21 protein-coding genes are annotated in these 19,913 nt (G+C 61.9%); 14 read left to right on the forward strand and 7 right to left on the reverse strand.

Annotated features, from left to right (window positions below):
• Positions 1–6 precede the first annotated feature (6 nt).
• From BW994_RS11680 to BW994_RS11695, 4 genes are all read left to right on the forward strand, one after another.
• Entirely contained in the window at positions 7–1,314 is a 1,308-nt protein-coding gene (locus BW994_RS11680) for a penicillin-binding protein activator (RefSeq protein WP_029311860.1), read from the forward strand.
• A gap of 16 nt (positions 1,315–1,330) precedes the next feature.
• Positions 1,331–2,731, forward strand: coding sequence for a sensor histidine kinase (locus BW994_RS11685; RefSeq protein WP_076454593.1), 1,401 nt, complete (start codon positions 1,331–1,333; stop codon positions 2,729–2,731).
• 79 nt (positions 2,732–2,810) lie between these two features.
• The gene (locus BW994_RS11690) at positions 2,811–3,698 is read left to right on the forward strand and encodes a cation diffusion facilitator family transporter (RefSeq protein WP_029311862.1); all 888 of its coding nucleotides are present in this window, start codon (positions 2,811–2,813) and stop codon (positions 3,696–3,698) included.
• A 29-nt stretch (positions 3,699–3,727) separates the two neighbouring features.
• Positions 3,728–4,285: a cob(I)yrinic acid a,c-diamide adenosyltransferase gene (locus tag BW994_RS11695; protein WP_029311863.1), complete on the forward strand. Its 558-nt coding sequence runs from the start codon at positions 3,728–3,730 to the stop codon at positions 4,283–4,285.
• A 20-nt stretch (positions 4,286–4,305) separates the two neighbouring features.
• Here BW994_RS11695 and BW994_RS11700 read toward each other — a convergent pair whose 3' ends face one another.
• Complete coding sequence (locus tag BW994_RS11700) at positions 4,306–4,698, reverse strand: hypothetical protein (protein ID WP_029311864.1); 393 nt, start codon at positions 4,696–4,698, stop codon at positions 4,306–4,308.
• A gap of 120 nt (positions 4,699–4,818) precedes the next feature.
• Between BW994_RS11700 and BW994_RS11705 the strand changes: the two genes are divergently transcribed.
• The 6 genes from BW994_RS11705 to BW994_RS11730 all read left to right on the forward strand — a co-directional run bounded on the left by BW994_RS11705 (position 4,819) and on the right by BW994_RS11730 (position 10,368).
• Positions 4,819–5,592: an SDR family NAD(P)-dependent oxidoreductase gene (locus BW994_RS11705; RefSeq protein WP_029311865.1), complete on the forward strand. Its 774-nt coding sequence runs from the start codon at positions 4,819–4,821 to the stop codon at positions 5,590–5,592.
• Positions 5,589–6,452, forward strand: a complete 864-nt coding sequence (locus BW994_RS11710) for an NUDIX hydrolase (protein ID WP_029311866.1) — start codon at positions 5,589–5,591, stop codon at positions 6,450–6,452. The genes BW994_RS11705 and BW994_RS11710 overlap by 4 nt, the downstream gene beginning before the upstream one ends.
• A gap of 141 nt (positions 6,453–6,593) precedes the next feature.
• Entirely contained in the window at positions 6,594–7,577 is a 984-nt protein-coding gene (gene nadA, locus BW994_RS11715; protein WP_342667836.1) for a quinolinate synthase NadA, read from the forward strand.
• The gene (locus BW994_RS11720) at positions 7,574–9,037 is read left to right on the forward strand and encodes an L-aspartate oxidase (RefSeq protein ID WP_051657332.1); all 1,464 of its coding nucleotides are present in this window, start codon (positions 7,574–7,576) and stop codon (positions 9,035–9,037) included. Before nadA ends, BW994_RS11720 begins: the two co-directional genes overlap by 4 nt.
• Entirely contained in the window at positions 9,034–9,879 is an 846-nt protein-coding gene (nadC, locus tag BW994_RS11725) for a carboxylating nicotinate-nucleotide diphosphorylase (RefSeq protein WP_029311869.1), read from the forward strand. The genes BW994_RS11720 and nadC overlap by 4 nt, the downstream gene beginning before the upstream one ends.
• Before the next feature lie 6 nt (positions 9,880–9,885).
• Positions 9,886–10,368: a DUF3429 domain-containing protein gene (locus BW994_RS11730; RefSeq protein ID WP_029311870.1), complete on the forward strand. Its 483-nt coding sequence runs from the start codon at positions 9,886–9,888 to the stop codon at positions 10,366–10,368.
• A gap of 30 nt (positions 10,369–10,398) precedes the next feature.
• Here BW994_RS11730 and BW994_RS11735 read toward each other — a convergent pair whose 3' ends face one another.
• Together BW994_RS11735 and mutT are read right to left on the reverse strand one after the other, a co-directional pair.
• A complete protein-coding gene (locus tag BW994_RS11735; protein ID WP_029311871.1) occupies positions 10,399–11,157 on the reverse strand; it encodes a competence/damage-inducible protein A in 759 nt (252 codons plus the stop codon).
• Between the two features lie 7 nt (positions 11,158–11,164).
• Positions 11,165–12,166 carry an 8-oxo-dGTP diphosphatase MutT gene (mutT, locus tag BW994_RS11740; RefSeq protein WP_051657333.1) on the reverse strand — a complete coding sequence of 334 codons (1,002 nt, stop codon included), beginning with the start codon at positions 12,164–12,166 and terminating at the stop codon, positions 11,165–11,167.
• Positions 12,167–12,297: 131 nt separating this feature from the next.
• On the opposite strand from mutT, the gene BW994_RS11745 reads away from it, so the two are divergent.
• The 4 genes from BW994_RS11745 (at position 12,298) to BW994_RS11760 (ending at position 15,155) form a co-directional block, all read left to right on the forward strand.
• The gene (locus BW994_RS11745; RefSeq protein ID WP_245594115.1) at positions 12,298–13,542 is read left to right on the forward strand and encodes a glutamate-5-semialdehyde dehydrogenase; all 1,245 of its coding nucleotides are present in this window, start codon (positions 12,298–12,300) and stop codon (positions 13,540–13,542) included.
• Positions 13,542–14,159 (forward strand): nicotinate-nucleotide adenylyltransferase, encoded by a 618-nt coding sequence (locus BW994_RS11750; protein ID WP_035228863.1) that lies wholly within the window; start codon positions 13,542–13,544, stop codon positions 14,157–14,159. Before BW994_RS11745 ends, BW994_RS11750 begins: the two co-directional genes overlap by 1 nt.
• An 86-nt stretch (positions 14,160–14,245) precedes the next feature.
• The gene (rsfS, locus tag BW994_RS11755) at positions 14,246–14,686 is read left to right on the forward strand and encodes a ribosome silencing factor (RefSeq protein WP_029311875.1); all 441 of its coding nucleotides are present in this window, start codon (positions 14,246–14,248) and stop codon (positions 14,684–14,686) included.
• On the forward strand, positions 14,673–15,155 hold the full coding sequence (locus tag BW994_RS11760) for a 23S rRNA (pseudouridine(1915)-N(3))-methyltransferase RlmH (protein ID WP_245594117.1): 483 nt from the start codon (positions 14,673–14,675) through the stop codon (positions 15,153–15,155). The genes rsfS and BW994_RS11760 overlap by 14 nt, the downstream gene beginning before the upstream one ends.
• A gap of 41 nt (positions 15,156–15,196) precedes the next feature.
• Here the strand turns inward: BW994_RS11760 and BW994_RS11765 are convergent, their stop codons facing one another.
• From BW994_RS11765 to BW994_RS20545, 4 genes are all read right to left on the reverse strand, one after another.
• The gene (locus BW994_RS11765) at positions 15,197–15,856 is read right to left on the reverse strand and encodes a hypothetical protein (protein ID WP_029311877.1); all 660 of its coding nucleotides are present in this window, start codon (positions 15,854–15,856) and stop codon (positions 15,197–15,199) included.
• 119 nt (positions 15,857–15,975) lie between these two features.
• A complete protein-coding gene (locus BW994_RS11770) occupies positions 15,976–17,379 on the reverse strand; it encodes a glycosyltransferase family 2 protein (RefSeq protein WP_076454595.1) in 1,404 nt (467 codons plus the stop codon).
• A 25-nt stretch (positions 17,380–17,404) separates the two neighbouring features.
• A complete protein-coding gene (locus tag BW994_RS11775; RefSeq protein ID WP_076454597.1) occupies positions 17,405–18,808 on the reverse strand; it encodes a glycosyltransferase family 2 protein in 1,404 nt (467 codons plus the stop codon).
• 5 nt (positions 18,809–18,813) lie between these two features.
• Positions 18,814–19,377, reverse strand: coding sequence for an SAM-dependent methyltransferase (locus BW994_RS20545; protein ID WP_139334094.1), 564 nt, complete (start codon positions 19,375–19,377; stop codon positions 18,814–18,816).
• Positions 19,378–19,913 lie beyond the last annotated feature (536 nt).

The following is a 19,913-nucleotide window of genomic DNA, read 5'->3' on the forward strand; positions in this document are numbered from 1 at the left end:
CTTCAGATGTCACACCGCGCATTAACGCCTCTGAGGCTCACCCTGGCAACAGTAGCCGCGACATCTCTGCTTCTGTCATCCTGTACCGAACCCGCCCCCACCCTGCCCGGCGTCACCCCTGCAACGGGCATTGCGCCGCCGCCGGCCGCACCTGACAGCGGGCGGACGTCCGGCCCTGTCGCGTTGCTGGTGCCGTTGTCGGGGCCGCTGGCCGCGATCGGCCAGTCGATCGAACAATCGGTCAAGCTTGCTTTCACGGCACCGGGTGCGCCGGCGCTCGATGTGCGCGACACCGGCGGCACGCCGCAGGGGGCCGCCGCCGCCGCACAGGCTGCAATCGCGGCCGGCGATGGATTGATTCTCGGGCCGCTGACCAAAAACGATACCCAGGCCGTTGCACCGATCGCCCATGCCGCCAACGTTAACGTGCTGGCGTTCACCAATGACGAAACGGTCGCGGCCCCCGGCGTCTGGCCGCTCGGTGTTTCACCGGGGCAGCAGGTTCGCCGGGTTGTATCCTACGCCGCCGATCACGGACGTACCCGCACGGCCGCGATCCTGCCGGAAAACGCTTATGGTCGGCTGATGGGCAGCGCCTTGCAGGCGCAGGCGCAACAGCTTGGGGAACCATCGCCGCAGATCAGCTATTTCGGGTCATCGTTTTCCAGCCTGACCCAGACGGTGCGCAGCGTTTCCGACTTCGACAGCCGCGGCGCGGGAATCGAGGCGCGTATCCGCGCCGCGCGCGCCGAGGACAACGAAGCCGGGCGCATCGCCGCCGCCAAGCTGGAGCGCCAGCCGATTCCGCCGCCGCCGTTCGATGCGCTGCTGGTCGGCGCGACGGGTGAGCAGTTGGCGGAAATCGGCACGCTGCTGCCCTATTACGAGGCTGCCCCGCCGCAAATCCAATTGCTCGGCCCGGCACTCTGGGCGCGCGATGCAACGGCGATGGCCAGCCATGATTCGCTCCGCGGCGCGCTGTACGCGGCGCGCGACCCTTCGCTGGGCGTCGGATTCCAACAGAAATTCCAGTCGGTTTATGGCAATCCGCCGCCCTCGAGCGTTGATAATGTCGCATTCGATGCTGGCGCCATCGCGGTTCTGGCCGCGCGCGAAGGGGGCTTCACGGCCGAGACTCTGACCAACCCGACCGGCTTTTCAGGGACCGACGGCGTCTTCCGCCTCGACGCGGACGGTCATGTCCAGCGTGGGCTCGCGGTGTTCAAGGTGGAGCCGGGCGGTCCGCAAATCGTCTCACCGGCACCATCCGACCTGCCGCCGCCGCCCGCCGCCGTCGCGCCACCAACCAGCTGATCCCCCGGCAATATCAGTGAACCGCCCGATCGCGACGATTGCCGCCTGGCTCGGCTTTCCGCCGTTTATCGCTTTGATCATCGTGATCGCGACCGGAACGCTGCGACCCTGGGAGGGGTTGCTCTGCCTGTTCGGCTGCATGGTCTGGTCGATCGGTGCCGGCGCGATTTTGGCGCGCGACCTGCGCCGATTCGGTGCCAGCCTGGCCGGCGAATCGGGGGGCGATTTCCACCTCGTCACGCCCGGACTTGCCCAGCTCGCCGAGCGGGCACGCCAGACGATCGATGCCGAACGCCGCTCGCGCCAAACGATCGCAACTGACGCCAGCACCAGCCAGTCGCTGCTCGAACGTCTGCCGGATGCGCTGTTCCAGTTCGAGGGGCCGCCCGGCATGCGCCGCGTGGTGTGGCGCAATCCCGCAGCGGCCAATGCCTATGGCACCGAGGAATCGGCGCTGCTGCGCCACCCTGCCCTGCGCACCGCATTACAGGCCGCCGAGGGAACCAACGAGCCGATTCGCACCACGGTCAGCCTTGCAGCACCGATTCCGCGCGATCTCGATGCAACCGTGATCCGCACCGATTCGAGCGATCGATCGGCACCGCTGTATTTGCTTTTGACCGACCGTACCCGTGAGCGCGGCCTGGAGCGGATGCGCGCCGATTTCGTAGCTAACGCGAGCCACGAGTTGCGCACGCCGCTGACCAGCCTGATCGGATTTATCGAAACATTGCAGGGACCCGCGCTGGGCGATGCTGAGGCGCTGCCGCGCTTTCTCACGATCATGGGCGAGCAGGCGGCACGGATGCAACGGATCATCGCGGATCTGCTCAGCCTGTCGCGCATCGAGATGACCGAACATCAGCCCCCGGCCGAGATGGTCGATATCGTGCCGCTGCTGCGCCAGGTCGCGGCGTTCATGGAGCCGATCCTGCGGGATGGCCGCACCAGCATAAAACTCGATCTGATGGATGAAATGCCCAGCATTCGCGGCGATGCCGGGCAGTTGACCCAGGTGTTCGGCAACCTGATCGACAATGCCGTGAAATACAGCGCCCTCAAGCACGGCAAGGGTGGCGGCGCGGTGACCTTGACCACGGTTGTGACGCCGACGCCGCAATACGCGGCACCCGGCATTCTGATCAGCGTCGCCGATGACGGTCCAGGCATCGCGCGCGAGCACCTGCCGCGCCTGACCGAGCGTTTCTACCGGGCGGACAAAGGGCGCTCGCGCGCGATCGGCGGAACCGGGCTTGGCCTTGCGATCGTCAAGCATGTGGTGTCACGTCACCGCGGCCGCCTGACCATCGAAAGTGTCGAGGGCGAAGGGACCACCTGCCATGTCTGGCTGCCGCTGATCGGAGAGACCAACCGCGCTGCGCCGGACCGGCCACGTCCTAAAGGGCGCGAGGGCTGATTCCCCTGCAATCTGGCGTGCATTCACCCGCCGCTCTGGGGTATGCAGTGGCGCGCAACACGAGGACACGCGACAGAGGATGACCGCACCGTTACGTTTCGCCGCCGGCAGCCTGATGATCGGCATCCTGGCCCTGGCCGTCAAAGCCGCTGCCTGGCAGGTCAGCGGATCGGCGGCGCTGTATTCCGATGCGCTGGAATCCCTGGTGAACGTGTTCGCCGCGCTGATGGTGATCTTTGCGCTGCAAACCGCCGCCAAACCGGCCGATTTCGAGCATCCTTATGGCCACGCCAAGGCCGAGCTGCTCAGCGCCGTGGCCGAGGGTGGGCTGATCGTGTTTGCCGCGGTGCTGATCCTCGAGACCGCGGTCAAGACCATCATGGCACCGCATCTGCCGGCGAGCCCGTGGCTTGGGCTCGCGCTCAATGCCAGCGGCGGGGTGATCAACGCGCTGTGGGCGCTGGTACTCAGCCGTTCTGGCGCGACAAAACGCTTCCCGGCCCTCGCTGCGGATCAGGCGCATCTGGTGGCCGATGCGATCACCACGGTCGGCATTATCGCCGGCCTGACGCTCGCCGTGCTGGCGCGCCTGCCGATTCTCGATCCGCTGATCGCGATTGCCATCGCCATCCAGATCGCGGTGATCGGCGGGCGCACCATCATGCGCTCGCTCAGCCTGCTGCTCGACCGCGCGCCGCCGCCGGATATCGTGGCGCGCATCCGTAGCCTGGTCGGCACCCATGCGGTCGGCGCGATCGAGGCGCACGACATGCGGATGCGCCAGGCCGGTCGCTCCAGCTTTCTTGAATTTCATCTTGTCGTGCCGGGAGCCATGTCCGTCGCGGAATCCCACACCATATGCGATCGGATCGAAGCGGCACTGAAGGATGAGATGCCCGGCGTCATCATCACCATTCATGTCGAACCCGATCACAAGGCAAAACATCAGGGCATCCTGGTCGTTTGACCAGGGGCCGCAGAAGGAACTGAAGGACCATGCTTCGACTCGATCGTATCGTGACCCGTGGCGGCGATGGCGGCGAAACCTCGCTCGCCGATGGTTCACGCCTGCCGAAACACCATCCACGCATCCAGGTGCTCGGCGCACTGGACGAAACCAACACGGCCATCGGATCATTGCGCGTGGTCTGCGCCGATCGTCCCGCCATCGATCATCTGCTGGCGCAAATCCAGAACGATCTGTTCGATCTCGGCGCCGATCTTGCGACGCCCGGCCCCACGCGCCGCGGTCCGCCGCTCAGCGAAGATTATCTGATCAAGCTGGAGGATGCCGCGAAAACACTCAATGAGACGATCGAGCCGCTGCGCAGCTTCGTGCTACCCGGCGGCACCGAAGCGGCCGCCCGCGCGCATCTGGTCCGCACGATTGCCCGGCGCGCGGAACGCGACCTCGTCGCACTCGCCGCCGCCGAAGCGATCTCGCCGGTTCTGATCCCGTACATGAACCGCGTATCGGACGTCATGTTCATCCTGGCCCGCCTGCTCAATGACGGCGGCAAGGGTGATATTCTGTGGGTGCCGGGCGGCCGATAGGCCGCCGCAGCTTCGAACGGTCAGAGCAGGTGAAAACCGGCGACCTTACCGGCGTCGAGATTGAGGCTGGTCAGCACCTGATCGCCGTTGTGCAGGGTCACTTCGAAAATATAGTTGATGAACTGGCCGACTTTCTGGGTCGTGATGAATTTGACGCTGTAGGGTTGCGCCAGCGGGATCTTGGAGTCGATGATCTGCGCCTGGGCTTCGAACTTCTTGGAATCTACACTGGCTTTGAATCCATCGGACGCCGGTGCCACGAAGGCGCTGTAGTCGGGATGGGCGATGGCGCCGAGCATTTGTTTCATGTCGGTCGTAGCCAGTGCGGTTTCCGAGGTTGCGGCTCGTGCGGCCGGCAGGCCGACCATCGTGAGGGCCGCCATCGTCAAACCCGCACACATCAATTTTTTCATCGCATTTCCTTTTTCATCGTCGATCGGCCCGGCCCGCGTCGTCGAATTGCGCGGATCGTGCTGTAAAATTGCACGGATCGTGCCGGCCTGCCATCATGACGGCTTCACGGAGAACGATCAATGACCGAGCAGTTTCGCGGCCGCCGTGCCCTCGTTACCGGCGCTTCCAGCGGGATCGGCGCCGATATCGCCCGTCAACTCGCCCAGCGCGGCGCCGATCTGGTGCTGGTCGCCCGCCGCGCCGACCGCCTGGACACACTTGCGGCAGAATGCCGGCTGTTCGGCGTCGATGTGGAGACCGCGCCGGCTGATCTGGCCGATCCGCAAGCGAGCAGCGCGCTTGCCGCACGGTTTCCTGAAACCGATATCCTGATCAACAACGCCGGGCTCGGCGCGTTCGGCCGTTTCACCGAAACCGAGTACGACAAGATCGAGCGGATGATCGCGGTCAACATCACATCGCTGACCCATCTGACCCGCTTGTTCGCACCTGCCATGGCCGCGCGTGGCTGGGGGCGGATCATGCTGGTCGCCTCGACCGCCGGGTTCCAGCCGGTGCCGCTCTATGCCGTCTATGCCGCGACCAAAGCGTATGTCCTGTCGTTCGGCGGCGCGCTCAATGTGGAACTCGCCCCCAGCGGCGTGACGACCACGGTGCTCTGCCCCGGCACCACCAGGACGGAGTTTTTCGAGGTCGCCGCCCAGACCAAATCGCCCCTGATCGAGCGGAACGCCATGAGCAGCGCAGATGTCGCCCGCATCGGGCTCGATGCTCTGGCCAAGGGCCGCGCGACCGTGATCAGCGGTGCTGTGAACAACGCCATGGCATTCGGCACGCGCTTCGCCCCCCGCAGCCTGACCGCCCAACTCGCCTACCGGATCATGAAGCCTTGAGTGGTGCGCAGCCGATCCATGCCGAACTGATCGCCGTTATCGTTGCCGTCTCCGACGGCGCACCAAGGGTTCTGACGCTGAGCGATGGCACCGCCCTGCCCGCCGGCCCGCTGGAATCCGGCCACCGCTCGCTCCAGGCGGGGTTGCGCAACTGGGTCGAACGCCAGACCGGCCATACGCTGGGCCATATCGAGCAACTCTACACGTTCGCCGACCCCGATCGCAGCCGGGCCGGGCGGAGTATTTCCATCTCGTATCTGGGCCTGACCCGCGAAACCCGCACGAAACTCGGCGGGCAGGTATCCTGGCAGGATTGGTATCGGTATTTCCCGTGGGAGGATCGCCGCGCGCCGGCCATTTTGGTTGAGTCCACCATCAAGCCCGGCCTGACACGCTGGGTAGACGATGCGGCCGACCGGCAGTCCCGCGCCGCGCGCTGCTTCGCGCTCGACGGCGCACCGTGGAACGAAGATCTGGCCCTATCGCGCTATGAATTGCTCTACGAGGCCGGGCTGGTGCGCGAAGCGGCGCGGGACGGCCGGCCGGTGCATGGCGATTTCGCACCAGGGATCGCGATGACCGCCGATCATCGCCGGATTCTGGCGACCGCGATCAGCCGGTTGCGCGCTACGATCAAATATCGGCCGGTGGTATTCGAACTGCTGCCCGATCAGTTCACCCTGCTCGATCTGCAACGCTGCATCGAGGCTTTGGCAGGGCATACGCTGCATAAGGGTAATTTCCGCCGCCTGATCGAAGGCCAGACCCTCCTGGAAGAGACCGGAACATTGGCAACCGGCCCGGGCCGCCCCGCCAAACTATATCGGTTCAGCGCTGCGATCCGCGCCGAGCGCGCCTAGGCCGGAACCAGGCTGCCGCTCGCGCGGCCTTGACCTGAATATACTCAGCTTTAATATTATTGGGGTATAGCACGATCCAGATCGTGCAATTTCGGCCATAAATATACTCAATTCGAGTATAAGGATCATCCAGTGACCATCATGATGGACGCCCTCGCCGACCCCGTTTATGCCAAGCTGGCGCAGCATGTGCCGCCTGGCGAATGGGTGTTGATGCATGAAGACATCTCCGCGATCCGCGCGCTCAAGCGCGAGCGCGACGCGATCATTCTTGCTCATAACTACCAGACCCCCGAGATTTACCACGGCGTCGCCGATATCGTGGGTGACAGCCTGGCGCTCGCGCGTGAAGCGATGATGACCAGTGCTGCGGTGATCGTCGTGGCCGGCGTGCATTTCATGGCCGAGACCGCAAAAATCCTGAACCCCACCAAAACCGTGCTCATTCCGGACAGCCGCGCCGGTTGTTCTCTGGCCGAGAGCATCACAGCAGCAGATGTCCGCAAGCTGCGCGAGCAGCATCCTGGGATACCGCTGATCGCCTATGTGAATACCTCGGCCGCGGTCAAAGCCGAGGTCGATTACTGCTGTACCTCGGCCAACGCGCGGAAGGTCGTGGAGCACGCTGCGGCGCGGGCGGGCACCGATACCGTGATCATGCTGCCGGACCGCTTTCTGGCAGCGAACACGGCGCGCGAAACCAAGGTGAAGATCATCGCATGGGATGGCGCCTGCGAAGTGCATGAGCGCTTCACGGCGCACGATATCGCTCAGGTCCGCGCCCAGTTTCCGGACGTGACGGTACTGGCCCATCCGGAATGTCCCGAAGAGGTCGTCAACGCTTCGGATTTCGCCGGCTCGACCGCCGCGCTGGCCGATTACGTCGCGCGGTATCGGCCCGCGCGGGTCGCATTGATTACCGAATGCTCGATGGCCGACAATATCGCCGCCGCCAATCCGGCCACGCAATTCGTCAAACCCTGTAACCTCTGCCCGCATATGAAGCGGATCACGCTCGGCAATATCCGCCATGCGCTTGAAACCATGAGCGAGCAGGTGGTGATCGACCCGGCATTGGCAGCCCGGGCGCGGGTCTCGGTCGAGCGGATGCTGGACATCCCATGAAACACATCATTGGCGCAGGCATTGCCGGGCTGGCCGCCGCGCTTGCGATGGCGCCTGAACCGGTCACGCTGATCACATCCGGCACGCTCGATCACGGCGCCGCCAGCCTGTGGTCGCAGGGCGGCATCGCCGCCGCGATCGGGGCTGACGACTCCCCTGCCCTGCACAGTGCCGATACGATCGCGGCCGGCGATGGTCTGTGCGACCCGGACGCCGTGAGCCGTATCATCGCGCAGGGTCCCGCCGTGATCGAGGCGCTGCGTCGGCTTGGGGTTGCGTTCGATGAGGGGCTCGGATTGGAGGCCGCACACACGCGACGCCGCATCGTGCATGTGCGCGACCGCACCGGGCTGGCGATCACGCAGGCGTTGGCCACTGCGGTGCGTGCGGCATCGCATGTTAGGGTTATCGAGCGCACCATCGTGCGCGATCTGCATGCCCCGAACGGCGTGGTTGCCGGGCTGTGGATCGACCGCGACGATACGCCGAGCTATTTGCCGAGCGATGCCGTTCTGATCGCCACCGGTGGCATCGGCGCGCTCTATCGCCACAGTAGCAACCCGGCCGGCGCAAACGGCAGCGGACTTGCAGGAGCAGCGCGCGCCGGCGCCGTGCTGCGCGATCTGGAATTCATCCAATTTCACCCCACCGGTCTGGATACCGGATTGACCCCGATGCCGCTGATCTCCGAGGCCGTGCGGGGTGAAGGCGCACGGCTGATCGATGAAACCGGTGCCCGCTTCACCGACGAACTCGCACCGCGCGATGCGGTTTCGCGCGCGGTGTTCCACCATCTCGGTCTCCATCATAGCGTGTTGCTCGATGCTACCGGAATTTCGGATTTTGCCGCGCGCTTCCCGACGATCGATGCAGCCTGCAAAGCCTCCGGCATCGATCCCGCGGTGCAGCCGATTCCTGTTCGCCCGGTTGCGCATTACCATATGGGCGGCATCGCGGTGGATGCGGCCGGGCGGACCAGCATCGGCCGGTTGTTCGCCGCCGGTGAGGCCGCCTGCACCGGGCTGCATGGTGCCAACCGCCTGGCGAGCAATTCGCTGCTGGAAGCCTTCGTCACCGGTCAGGATGCCGGGCGTGCCATGACAATGGTGACGGCCGCGCCCGATCATATCTGGCCGCGCGCCGCTGAACCACGTTCGGATGATACTTCGCTGGTCAGTGATCTGGTCAGCCGCCATCTCGGCGTTCTGCGTGATCATGCGGGGCTGGCCATCATGATTGCACGGCTCCTGCCGCTCGCCGGCGGCAGCGATGCCGCGCTGATCGCCCTGATGACCGCGGTTTGCGCGATCGATCGTACCGAGAGCCGCGGCGCGCATTGCCGGACCGATCATGCCGCGCCATCCGCCCAGGCACTTCACTCCAGCATCACCATGCGGCAGGCTCTTTCCCGCGCTGCCACGCTGATCGATACCAGCATCCATGTCGGACGCGCCGCATGAGCCCGTTGCCGCGACTGCTGGTCGAACCACTGGTCCGCGCTGCCCTGATCGAAGATCTGGGCCGTGCCGGGGATATCACCGCCGATGCGGTGATTCCCGCGGATGCGGTCACAAGCGTCGCGTTCGTGGCACGCGAACCCGGCACCATCGCGGGGCTTGATTGCGCGGCGATCGCCTTTGCCTTGCTCGACCCTGCCCTGGTGCTCGATATTTTGGTGCCGGATGGCAGTCAGGTACAACCCGGCGAGACGATTGCGACGCTCGAAGGCAAGGCGCGGGCCATCCTGGCCGGTGAGCGGGTGGCGCTGAATTTTCTGGGTCAATTGTCAGGCGTCGCCACCGCGACCCATGGTATTGCCCGATCGATCGCGCATACGCATGCGAAAATCACCTGCACGCGCAAGACCATCCCGACGATGCGGGCGCTGCAGAAATACGCGGTGCGCTGCGGCGGCGGCGCCAATCATCGGTTCGGGCTCGATGATGCGATTCTGATCAAGGATAATCACATCGCGATTGCCGGCGGCGTCGGCATCGCCATCGGCCGCGCGCGGGGCGCCGCCGGGCATCTGGTCAAGATCGAATGTGAGGTCGATACGCTCGATCAGTTGCGCGAGGCGCTCGATGCCGGGGCCGACGCCGTGTTGCTCGACAATATGAGCCTCGATGATCTGCGCATCGCCGTCGGGCTCGCCAAAGCCCGTGCGATCACCGAGGCTTCGGGCCGCATCACGCCCGACACTGCGCCGGCCATCGCCGAAACCGGTGTCGATCTGATTTCCGCGGGCTGGCTGACCCATAGTGCGCGGGTGCTGGATATTGGCCTCGATTTCATGACATAAGCGGGCATGAACCGATCGCCCTTTACCACCGCCGTCCTGCTCACCGCTGCCGGCGCCGTGCCGTTTCTGGCCTGTCTTGCCGTGATCATTACCCAGCCGACCAACGCGCCAGCGGCGACGGTGGTGATGATCGATTATGGCGCCTGCATCCTCAGTTTTCTGGGCGCGGTGCATTGGGGGTTCGCGCTCGAGCCGGGCGGGGTGGTGATCGACCCGCGGCTCAATCACCAGCGCCTGAGCTTCGGCATCGCGCCTGCCCTGATCGCCTGGGCCGCGCTGCTGATTCTGACACTGGCGGCCGCCCCGCGCGCGGCGATCGCGGTGCTGATCGCCGGATTTTTTGCCACCATCATCGGCGAGACGATCGGGCGCGGCCGCGACCTTGTGGCTTCGAATTACCTGGCGATGCGCTGGACCGTTTCGATCGTGGTGCTGGCGGTGCTGATCATTACGTTCTTCATCGAAGTGATCGGCAAGCGGCACGGCTGATCGGCTGGTTTGGGCGGGACGCCGGCTTGGCTAAACCGGCGGCTCTCCTTTGATCGCCGTGATATCCTGCGATGCGATCAGGCTTTCGGCTTCGGTGATCGCGGCATCCAGCGCTGTCTCATCGGTGCCCTTCGCGACGATTGCCACGCCGCCGCCGGTTTCGCGGTAGAACGGGTAGCTGCCGAGATCGAGCATGGGATAGCGGTTCTGGATGGCGCTGAGCCCGGCGGCGATGCTGCCTTCCTTGACGCCGATGCCATGGACGGCGCGCATCGCGATCGGCGTACCCTGGCCGAGGCTGGGTTCGAGGCCGGTGAACATCGATTGCATGATGCGCGGCACGCCGGCCATGACATGGACATTGCCGATCGAGAATCCGGGCGCGATGGTCATTGCGGTCGGGATGGGAACGGCGCCGCGCGGCAGAGTGGCCATGCGCTGGCGGGCCTCGTTGAAATTCTCGGCGCCGAGGTGCTTCTCCATCGCATCCCAGGTCGGCTGGTGTTTTTCCCAGGGCACGTCGAAGGCGGCGGCGATGCATTCGGAGGTGATATCGTCATGCGTCGGCCCGATGCCGCCGGTGGTGAACAGATTGTCGTAGGCGGCGCGCAGTTCGTTGACGGCGCGGATGATGCGTTGGGGGATATCCGGCACGACGCGCACCTCCTCGAGCTTGTGGCCGATCGCGGCGAGGCGGGTGGCGATGAATTTGACGTTGATGTCCTGGGTCCGGCCGGAGAGGATTTCGTTGCCGATGATCAGGATGGCGGCGGTTTTATTGGCGGTCATGATATCCTCAGAGAAAATCGCGCAGGAGCGGGATCAGCGGCCGGTCGGCCGGCGGCATCGGGTATTCTTCGAGTTGGGTCGGATCGACCCAGGCGAGGGCCTGGCCCTCGCGCGATTGCGGTGTGCCCTGCCAGCGGCGGCAGAGATAGAGCGGCATCATCAGATGGAACCCTTCGTAGCCGTGCGAGGCGAAGGCGAAGGGGGCGACATCCGCCGTGCGGACGGTGATGCCGAGTTCTTCATCGAGTTCGCGGACCAGGGCGGCTTCGGGCGTTTCGCCCGGCGCGAGTTTGCCGCCGGGAAACTCCCAGAGGCCGGCGAGTTTTTTGCCGGCGGGGCGGCGGGCGAGCAGGATTTTGCCGCTCTTGTCGATCAGAGCACACGCGGCGACCAGCAGGAGGGGCTTTGTATCGTTGGCCGGCGCGGCGGGCTTGGGTGCGGCGTCGCGGAAGGCGATATCTTCGCGGGTGATCGCGAAATGGCGCACCGCCTGGCGGATGCCGGGGCGGCTGATGAATTTTTCATGACCGGTGCCGGTTTCGGTGAAGCCGGCGCGGCGGAGCACGGCGAGCGAGGCGGCGTTGTCATCGGCCACGGTCGCGATCACGCGGTGCATGCCAAGCTCGGCGAAGCCCCAGCGAAGCAGATGCAGCACCGCCTGCCGGCCATGCCCCCTGCCCCAGGCGCGCCGGGCGACCCAGTAGCCGAGGGCGGCGTTCTCGCCTGATTTGTCGAGCCGCAGGCCGGCGCAGCCGATCATGGCCTGGGTGCCATCGGTGCCTGGCGCATCGGTGATGGCGAACTGGTAGGCGCGGCCGGCGGCGCGGTCGGCCATGGCGGCGTCGATCCAGTCGCGCGCGAGGGGCGCCGGGTAGGGAAACGGTGCTTCGGGCAGGAGGCGGCAGATTTCCCAATCGTTGATCAGGAGGTGAAACCGCGCGGCATCGCCCGCCTCGATCGGGCGTAGCGTGGTGGTCACCGGCTTGGCAGAGATGGTGGTTGAGGACACGGGACTCCTGACGCTCGGTTCACGATGGAACTGGGATAGCCGGTCCGCCGCCGCGCCGGAAGGTGCTGGCGGGACACAGTGTGGTGGCGGTTGATTTGCGCCGATGGTCGGCGCAAATCTTGGTGATGGACATGCCGATCGATCCCATCGACCAATGGTTGCAGACCGAGGGCGTTGCCGCGCGTGCGGCGGGGCGGGTGCTGGCGATGGCGCCGGCGGCGCAGCGCGATGCGGCGTTGCGGGCGGGGGCGGCGGCGTTGCGGCAACTTGGTGCGGCTATTCTGGCGGCGAATGCGCGGGATGTGGCGGCACATACCGGCACGGCGGCGTTCCGTGACCGGTTGCTCCTGACGCCGGAGCGAATCGAGGCGATGGCGGCGGGGTTGGAGATTGTGGCGGATCTGCCCGATCCGCTGGCCGGGGTTCTGGCGGAATGGACGCGGCCGAACGGGCTGGTGATCCGGCGGGTGGCGCAGCCGATCGGGGTGATCGGGATGATTTACGAGAGCCGGCCGAACGTGGGGGCCGATGCCGCCGCGATCTGTGTGAAATCGGGCAATGCGGTGATTTTGCGCGGCGGATCGGACAGCCAGCATTCGGCACGGGCGATCAATCAGGCGATCAGCGCGGGGTTGCAGGCGGCCGGGCTGCCGGGGGCGTGTGTGCAGATTGCGCCGACGGTGGACCGCGCGTTTGTTGCGGCGATGCTGCGGGCGACGGGGGTGATTGATCTGATCATTCCGCGCGGTGGAAAATCGCTGGTCGAGCGTGTGCAGCGCGAGGCGCAGGTGCCGGTGCTGGCGCATGCCGAGGGGCTTAATCATACGTATATTCATGCCGAAGCCGATTTCGCGATGGCACGGGCAGTGCTGGCCAATGCCAAGATGCGGCGGACCGGGGTGTGCGGTGCGACCGAGACGCTGCTGATCGATGCGGCGGTTGCGGATGCGCTGCTGCCGGTGATCGTTGCGGATCTGGCGGTGCTGGGCTGCGAATGCCGGGGCGATGCGCGGGCGCGGGCGATTGTGGCGATGGCGGCGGCGGATTTCGATACCGAGTGGCTCGATGCGGTGCTGTCGGTTGCGGTGGTGGATGGGTTGGAGGCGGCGCTCGGGCATATCGCGCGTCATGGATCGTCGCATACCGATGCGATCATTACCGAAAATGCTGATGTGGCGCAGGCGTTTCTGGCGGGGATCGATAGTGCGGTGGGGTTGTGGAATGCCTCGACGCAGTTTTGCGATGGCGGGGAATTCGGGTTCGGGGCGGAGATTGGCATTGCGACCGGGCGGATTCATGCGCGCGGGCCGGTGGGGCCGGCGCAATTGACGAGTTTTCGGTATCAGGTGATCGGGACCGGCCAGGTGCGGCCCTGATTGCTGAGCCTCTGCCACGATTTGGCGATCGGCGGCGGTTGCGGATCGGGTTGCTGGGGGGGAGTTTCAACCCGGCGCATGCGGGGCATTTGCATGTGGCGCGGGCGGCGATGCGGGCGCTGGGGCTGGATCAGGTTTGGTTGCTGGTATCGCCGGGGAATCCGTTGAAGCCGCAGGCCGGGATGGCGCCGATGGCGGTGCGGCTGGACTCGGCGCGGGCGATTGCGGATGGGCGACGGGTTTTGGCGACGTCGATCGAGGGGATGCTGGGGACGCGCTATACGGCGGATACGCTGGCGGAACTGAAGCGGCGGTTTCCTTGTGCGCGGTTTGTCTGGTTGATGGGGGCGGATAATCTGGCGCAATTGCCACGGTGGGATCGGTGGCGATCGATCGTGCGGGCGGTGCCGATTGCGGTGTTGCCGCGACCCGGGGAGACGCGGGCGGCGCTGGCGGGGAAGGCCGCGCATGGGCTGCGGCATGCTCGGGGGAGTGCGCGGTTGCTCGCGCTGCGGCGGCCGCCGGCGTGGACATGGTTGCCAGTGCGTGAGAATCCGCTATCAGCCACTGCATTGCGTGCGTTACGGCGCAATCGTTCATCAGGAGACCGATCATAACCCGCCCGCCGACCCGTACGACCACGTCCCCCGCCGCCCCGCGCAAGCCGGCGGCGAAGCGCAAGCCGCCTACACCGGTTGAAATTGTGCCGAAGGCGCCTGGATCGCCGCGCAAGAAGGCGGTGATTGCCGGGCCGAAGCCGCGCGTGCGGAAATCGGCCGAGAAATCGCCCGATCTGCTGGAGCGGATGCAGCTTGCGATCGTGACCAGTCTGGAAGACGACAAGGCTGAGGAGATCGTGGCGCTTGACCTGGCGGGGCGGGCGAGTTTTGCCGATCGGATGGTGATTGCGACGGGTTTGGCGGATCGCCAGATTGCGGCGATGGCGACGCATCTGATCGAAAAACTTGCCGAGCTTGGGGTGAAGCGGGTGCAGACCGAGGGGGCTTCGGGCTCGGACTGGGTGCTGGTGGATGCCGGGGATATTGTGGTGCATCTGTTCAAGGCGGAAGCGCGGGCGATGTATGCGCTTGAAAAAATGTGGGGCCCTGACCTGGATGAACCCGTGATCGATGAGGGCGGCTGAGTCCCGGCTGCGGGTGATTGCGGTCGGGCGGGAGAGTTCCGGGCCGGAAGCCGAATTATTTGCGCGCTATGCGAAGCGGATGAACCCGGTGCTCGGGTTGGTGGCGCTGGCGGATGGCGTGGGGAGTGCTGCTGAGATCAAGCGGCGCGAATCGGCGTTGATATTGGGGAAAATCGGGGCTGGGGATTTTGTTGTGGCCCTCGATCAGGGTGGCGCGATGCCGGATAGTGTTGGGTTGGCCACGATGTTTGCGGGGTGGCGGGATTCCGGGCGGGCGGTTGCTTTTGTGATCGGCGGGGCTGAGGGGTTGGATGGGGCGGTGTTGGCGCGGGCGGAGGCGCGGTTGTCGCTGGGGCGGCTGACCTTGCCGCATATGCTGGCGCGGGTTTTGCTGGCGGAGCAGCTTTATCGGGCGCAGTGCATTCTGGCGGGGCATCCGTATCATCGGGCCGGGCGGCCATCGGATTAGTTGCGATATCGTAACGATTTGGGCGTGATTCGGTGTTGGGGTCAGGCGGTCATTTTTGTTGGTTTGAGCCAGGGCGGCCAGAAGCGGTTTTCGGGGCCGAAGGGGGTGGGGCGCGGGAGCGCGCCTTCGGCGTAGGGGCCGCGCGGGTAGGGTTCTGGCCGGCGCCTGGGTTTGGTGCGTTTGTGGGGGATTTCGGGTTTGGGGCGGGCGAGTTGTTCGGGGCGTTCGATGCCGAGGGCGTAGCATAGCGGGCGGAGGATGCGGCCGAGTGCGGGTGTTGCGGCGATGAGTTGGTGCATGGCGGGGTCGGTGAGGAGATGTTCGAGTTCGGCGCGCGCCATGGCGATGCCGGTGCGCCGGCCGGGGAGGTTTTCGATCAGCCAGCCGTAGCCGCCGGGGGGACAATGTTCGAGCGGGCGGGAAAATTTCGGGACCGGGGTTGGTTTGGGTGGCCGGGGGCGGGTTTGCGGCCTGGGGGTTTGCAGGCTGGGGTACTGGGTTGGGATGCGGGGTTGCTTGCGGGTGAACAGGCTGACGAAGCGGCGGGCCAGGCTGTCGACGCGCGCCCACATCATGATCATGAGGGGGATGGCGACGCGGGCGCGGACGGATTCGTGGGCGGTGGATTCGAGCAGCAGATCGAGAATCGCCGCGAGGCGTTGGATGGGCGTGGGCTCGGGTAGGGGTTGATCCTCGGTCACGGGGTGAGAAGACCACGGCGGGCGGGGGGTGGGCAAGCGATTTGTTTATGGTTTGTTCGTCTGCACGATGGATAGTGGGCGCGCGGCACGGTGGGGCCACGCACCGGCTCGAATGAGGGTTATGGCTGCTCGGCGGTGGCGAGGGTTGGTGCGGGTTGGGGGAAATTGGGCAAGGGTTCGCCGTAGACTTCGACCTGATCGAGGTGCAGGTAGTTGCGGGTGAGCAGGCGGATGCGGACGAAGCGGCCCGGGATGGGGATGGTGGGTTTGAAGATGAGGGGGTTGCCATCGATGCCGCCGAAGGGTTCGTCGGTTTCGCGGCGGTAGACTTCGAGCCATTCATCCGGATTTATAGCTAGATCAATTGCTAAACGCCCCGCACGGGCGGCGATACCGATGTCGTCGATCCGGTTGAATATTCGTATTTCGCTGATACCCTTTGTTGACCCAAAATCGGCGACCCACCACGGTTTATCATCGATATCGGTATGCATACCGAAAGTTCCATCCGCTTTGTTGTCGAGAGCACCTAATGCGTCGTTGCTAGGATGGCGCCGATTTGACCATTGGGATTTTGAGCTTTGAGTTGCCGTTATGGCTACCATGCGGTGAAGTTTTGGCATTGATTGGACGGCTCTTTGGGCAAAATTACGCGGCGTAATGTCGTCAGTTAATTCATTATTCTTTGACCCAACGTACTCTACTCCATTCGCATCCATTTCAGTAAAATTTACTGGAATATTTATCATGTTAAACAATGATGTCATTTCTGAGAATAATATCGCTTCCTCATTAATCTTAAATCCCGCGTAGTATTGTTCTGGCGTCGCCAATAGATGGTCTTTTAAATGAGCACCGGGACCATCAAATGCCCGGACAGCAATCGGATCATCGACATCGAGCCATGGACGGAGTTTCGCGCGGCTTAGTTCCCGGTCAATTTCATAAGGTTTGAAGTGGAAATGAGCGTAGGCAAAACGGGTTACTATCGAGTCATCGCCCCCGCGCGCCTTGCCGACGTGTGACCCGTGATCGAGCGACAAGCACTGCCCACCGGCAAAAAAAACTTTTTGATAGGGCTGGGACCAGAAGTAACCAGGGTATCCAAGAATGTGTAATAAGTTCTCCTTAATCTCAAGTCTGCCTTGGAAATTTCTAAACTGCTCAAGATACTCAAAAATCTTGTTTCTCGAACAGATCGCCGTCCCATCCGCATCACGCAGAAAGAGGAATTCGTCACAGTCGATCGGGAACACAAAATCATATCGCGCGTTCTTCTCAATCCGATGAATCTCCTGAGCCACAAAGGTTCCCTTGTGCTGATAATTCGCCTCCGCTCCTAGTCTTGTAACGCTACCGCCAGCGGCCTCGAAGTTTTTTAATACTTCTACTATTTTTTGGGATCTTGAGTCGTGATCTATGATAAATAAATTTTCGAACCCAAACAAGTATCCATGATACCGTATCCATGGCTCAAGACATTGCTCTTCATCTCTCTGCATATTGACGCAAGCGATTCTCATTTTTACTGTGCTCTCTTTTCGCTATTCACGAAATTCTACTGTTTATTTCATCATTATTTAGGCAATTCAACAGCTCGCCGAACACTTCCACTTCGTCTAAATGCAGGTAATTTGTGACCAAGAGGCGTATCCTGACAAAACGAGCAGGAATTGGAATCATTGGATTAAAGGTCAATGGATTGCCATCGACTCCACCAAATGGTTCATCTAGCTCCCGCCTAAATACCTCAACAAAGCTTTGCTCGTTTAGACCCATGTCGATCGCAATTTTTGATGATCGCTCAGCAACGCCTCCTTGGTCCATTCGGTTATAGATTTTGATTTCATCTATTCCTGCGACAGCCCCAAGGTCCACTTGCCACCACGCACCATCTTCGATGTCTGTGTGAAAACCATATCCTCCGGATATGTCGCCATTAACCGCACCTCGAGCGTCAAGCTCAATCTCAGATTTTTTTGACCACGTACTCGTAGAACTTTGGCTACATTTTCGGTTTTTACTTAAATTTTTTCGGCCCTGCGCGACGTATATTCCTGGTATTTTCTTAGAATCTAAGTAACGGTTCCAGAAATTTTCGAGACTACGGTCTTCGATTTCGTTAAGACCCGCAACAAATTGATCAAAATTTGCGTTTTTTGCTATCTCGCCCCACATATGTTGTCCGGAGAACGCTCCTCCCAATCCTCTTTTGACGCGATCTTGGAAGGCTGTCTCTGTTCGAAACGCATAGTGGTGAATAATTGCTGACGACAAGATCCTATTTTTTCTTTCAGGCTCATTTACGAATGCGTCGGCCTTATCGGCAAATCCATCGTAATAGTTAGACATATCCTCATTCAACACGTTAACGGCCCGAATTTTATTGTTGATATGCGGTAGCGGGTTATGCCAAAATCCATTACCTTTTTCACTATCATAAAGATCTGCACCGCTGAGGACATCAGCCTTGGCGATAAACTTGGTGTATGGATGGACTTTATTTTGTCGTTTTGTATAATCTGAAAGTATTCTTTTTCCCGGATTTTCCTTGTGTCCATTTGGACCAAAAAATATCCAGTTAAACATAATACAATCAACATTTTCGTCAAATTGGGCGACGTAGTCGTCGATTTTTGAACTCTCGGGGAGTCGTAAGTATTCATCGATATCAAAAAATGATATCCATTCTGTATTTTCACGGTCATTTTTAAGAAAATGAGCGTACATTTGGAGCTGTTCACCTTGTACCGGATAAAATCGGAACGTGACAAATGGGCTCTCACAATTTAAAAATGGTAATAGAACCTCATAAAGTTGTCGGGGATCGTCATCATTACAGTAAATACATATATGATCAAATCCGATAGCTCTATAATAATTTACCCACTCAACGATAAAGCTAGACTCCCATCTAGCGCAAGCAACAATAGTATATTTATATCTCGTCATTTTAGTTAATTCTTTAGAAATACCAAGCCCGACAAATTAAAGTAATATCCAAAGCCACGCTTCTTTGATACTTCTCGAAATATCTCCAGGTCCGACGAGATTGTATAGCCTCGCAGAGCCATTTTTTCGATCCAGTAATCGCTTGTTTGGCAATTTACGTGGTTGTGTCCGACTTGCCCTGGCACAGCATGTGTCATAGCGATGACTTTTCCGTTACAGAGTGTATCGATATAATTGTCAACGTGCGATTCCGGTATATGCTCTGCAACCTCTGAACTCCAGACTAAATCCACCGGCATTATAAATGGCCCGGCAAGCAAATCGTGGAGCACAATTGGAAATACAGATCGTTCTATATTTTTTATTAGGCCGTCAATTCCGACGGCATAAATACCCTTTTTGTTCAGGTATGCGACAGCGTGACCCTCCCCGCACCCCACATCCAATGCCGTGCGAACTCCATACAATTCGATCAGGAGATCCCATAGATCTGAGCACCAAGTCGCTGTGTCGCCGTGTCGGATATTTCCACCTAGGTCTGGCCGATCTAGGTCGTAAACGACGTGCATAATCTTTGCCTTTTTGGTTAGATTGTGGATTAACGGCGGCTAGATGCGAAAACGGCGCATTCAGCACTAATATTGCGATAGTATCCCATTTTCAGAGGCGCTTTCTTATATCCGGCCAATGCGCCTGGAGAGATGAGGGATAAGATTCGGCGGGTTACGGTGCTGGTCATACCGATGGTCCGTGCTCACGGTGGATGTCGCCGGGCTGATGAGTGCGGCGTTTCGGCGGTTGTGGTGATGCCGCTATCGCGGAGGGGGATAAGGTGTTTTTCCGCACGTGGGCCTCGACCGATTGTTGCTCTACCGCTGCTGTAGCCCATGGTTGGGGGGCGCGGCAATCGGTTTTGAGACGGTTTGTTAAGTGATTTCAGTTTTGGGTTGTGGATGGGCGGGTCGCGGTTGGGTTGTGGGGTTCAAAAGTTCTTTGGTGCTTTCTTTCAAGAAAGAACGGCTTGTTTGTTCTGGCCTGCCTTGGTTTTTGATGCTGGGGGGTGGCGGGGCTGGATCGCGGCGCTGCGCTCGCGATGACGTGGCGG

This window comes from Acidiphilium rubrum (assembly GCF_900156265.1).
In the GTDB taxonomy this organism is placed as follows: Bacteria; Pseudomonadota; Alphaproteobacteria; order Acetobacterales; family Acetobacteraceae; genus Acidiphilium; species Acidiphilium rubrum.

Bases quoted from the DNA above. Each gene is read 5' to 3' on its own strand.
- BW994_RS11680 (WP_029311860.1), top strand. From the start codon at position 7: ATGTCACACCGCGCATTAACGCCTCTGAGGCTCACCCTGGCAACAGTA.
- BW994_RS11690 (WP_029311862.1), top strand. From the start codon at position 2,811: ATGACCGCACCGTTACGTTTCGCCGCCGGCAGCCTGATGATCGGCATC.
- BW994_RS11695 (WP_029311863.1), top strand. From the start codon at position 3,728: ATGCTTCGACTCGATCGTATCGTGACCCGTGGCGGCGATGGCGGCGAA.
- BW994_RS11700 (WP_029311864.1), bottom strand. From the start codon at position 4,698: ATGAAAAAATTGATGTGTGCGGGTTTGACGATGGCGGCCCTCACGATG.
- BW994_RS11705 (WP_029311865.1), top strand. From the start codon at position 4,819: ATGACCGAGCAGTTTCGCGGCCGCCGTGCCCTCGTTACCGGCGCTTCC.
- nadA (WP_342667836.1), top strand. From the start codon at position 6,594: ATGATGGACGCCCTCGCCGACCCCGTTTATGCCAAGCTGGCGCAGCAT.
- BW994_RS11720 (WP_051657332.1), top strand. From the start codon at position 7,574: ATGAAACACATCATTGGCGCAGGCATTGCCGGGCTGGCCGCCGCGCTT.
- nadC (WP_029311869.1), top strand. From the start codon at position 9,034: ATGAGCCCGTTGCCGCGACTGCTGGTCGAACCACTGGTCCGCGCTGCC.
- BW994_RS11730 (WP_029311870.1), top strand. From the start codon at position 9,886: ATGAACCGATCGCCCTTTACCACCGCCGTCCTGCTCACCGCTGCCGGC.
- BW994_RS11735 (WP_029311871.1), bottom strand. From the start codon at position 11,157: ATGACCGCCAATAAAACCGCCGCCATCCTGATCATCGGCAACGAAATC.
- BW994_RS11745 (WP_245594115.1), top strand. From the start codon at position 12,298: ATGCCGATCGATCCCATCGACCAATGGTTGCAGACCGAGGGCGTTGCC.
- BW994_RS11760 (WP_245594117.1), top strand. From the start codon at position 14,673: ATGAGGGCGGCTGAGTCCCGGCTGCGGGTGATTGCGGTCGGGCGGGAG.
- BW994_RS11770 (WP_076454595.1), bottom strand. From the start codon at position 17,379: ATGAGAATCGCTTGCGTCAATATGCAGAGAGATGAAGAGCAATGTCTT.
- BW994_RS11775 (WP_076454597.1), bottom strand. From the start codon at position 18,808: ATGACGAGATATAAATATACTATTGTTGCTTGCGCTAGATGGGAGTCT.
- BW994_RS20545 (WP_139334094.1), bottom strand. From the start codon at position 19,377: ATGCACGTCGTTTACGACCTAGATCGGCCAGACCTAGGTGGAAATATC.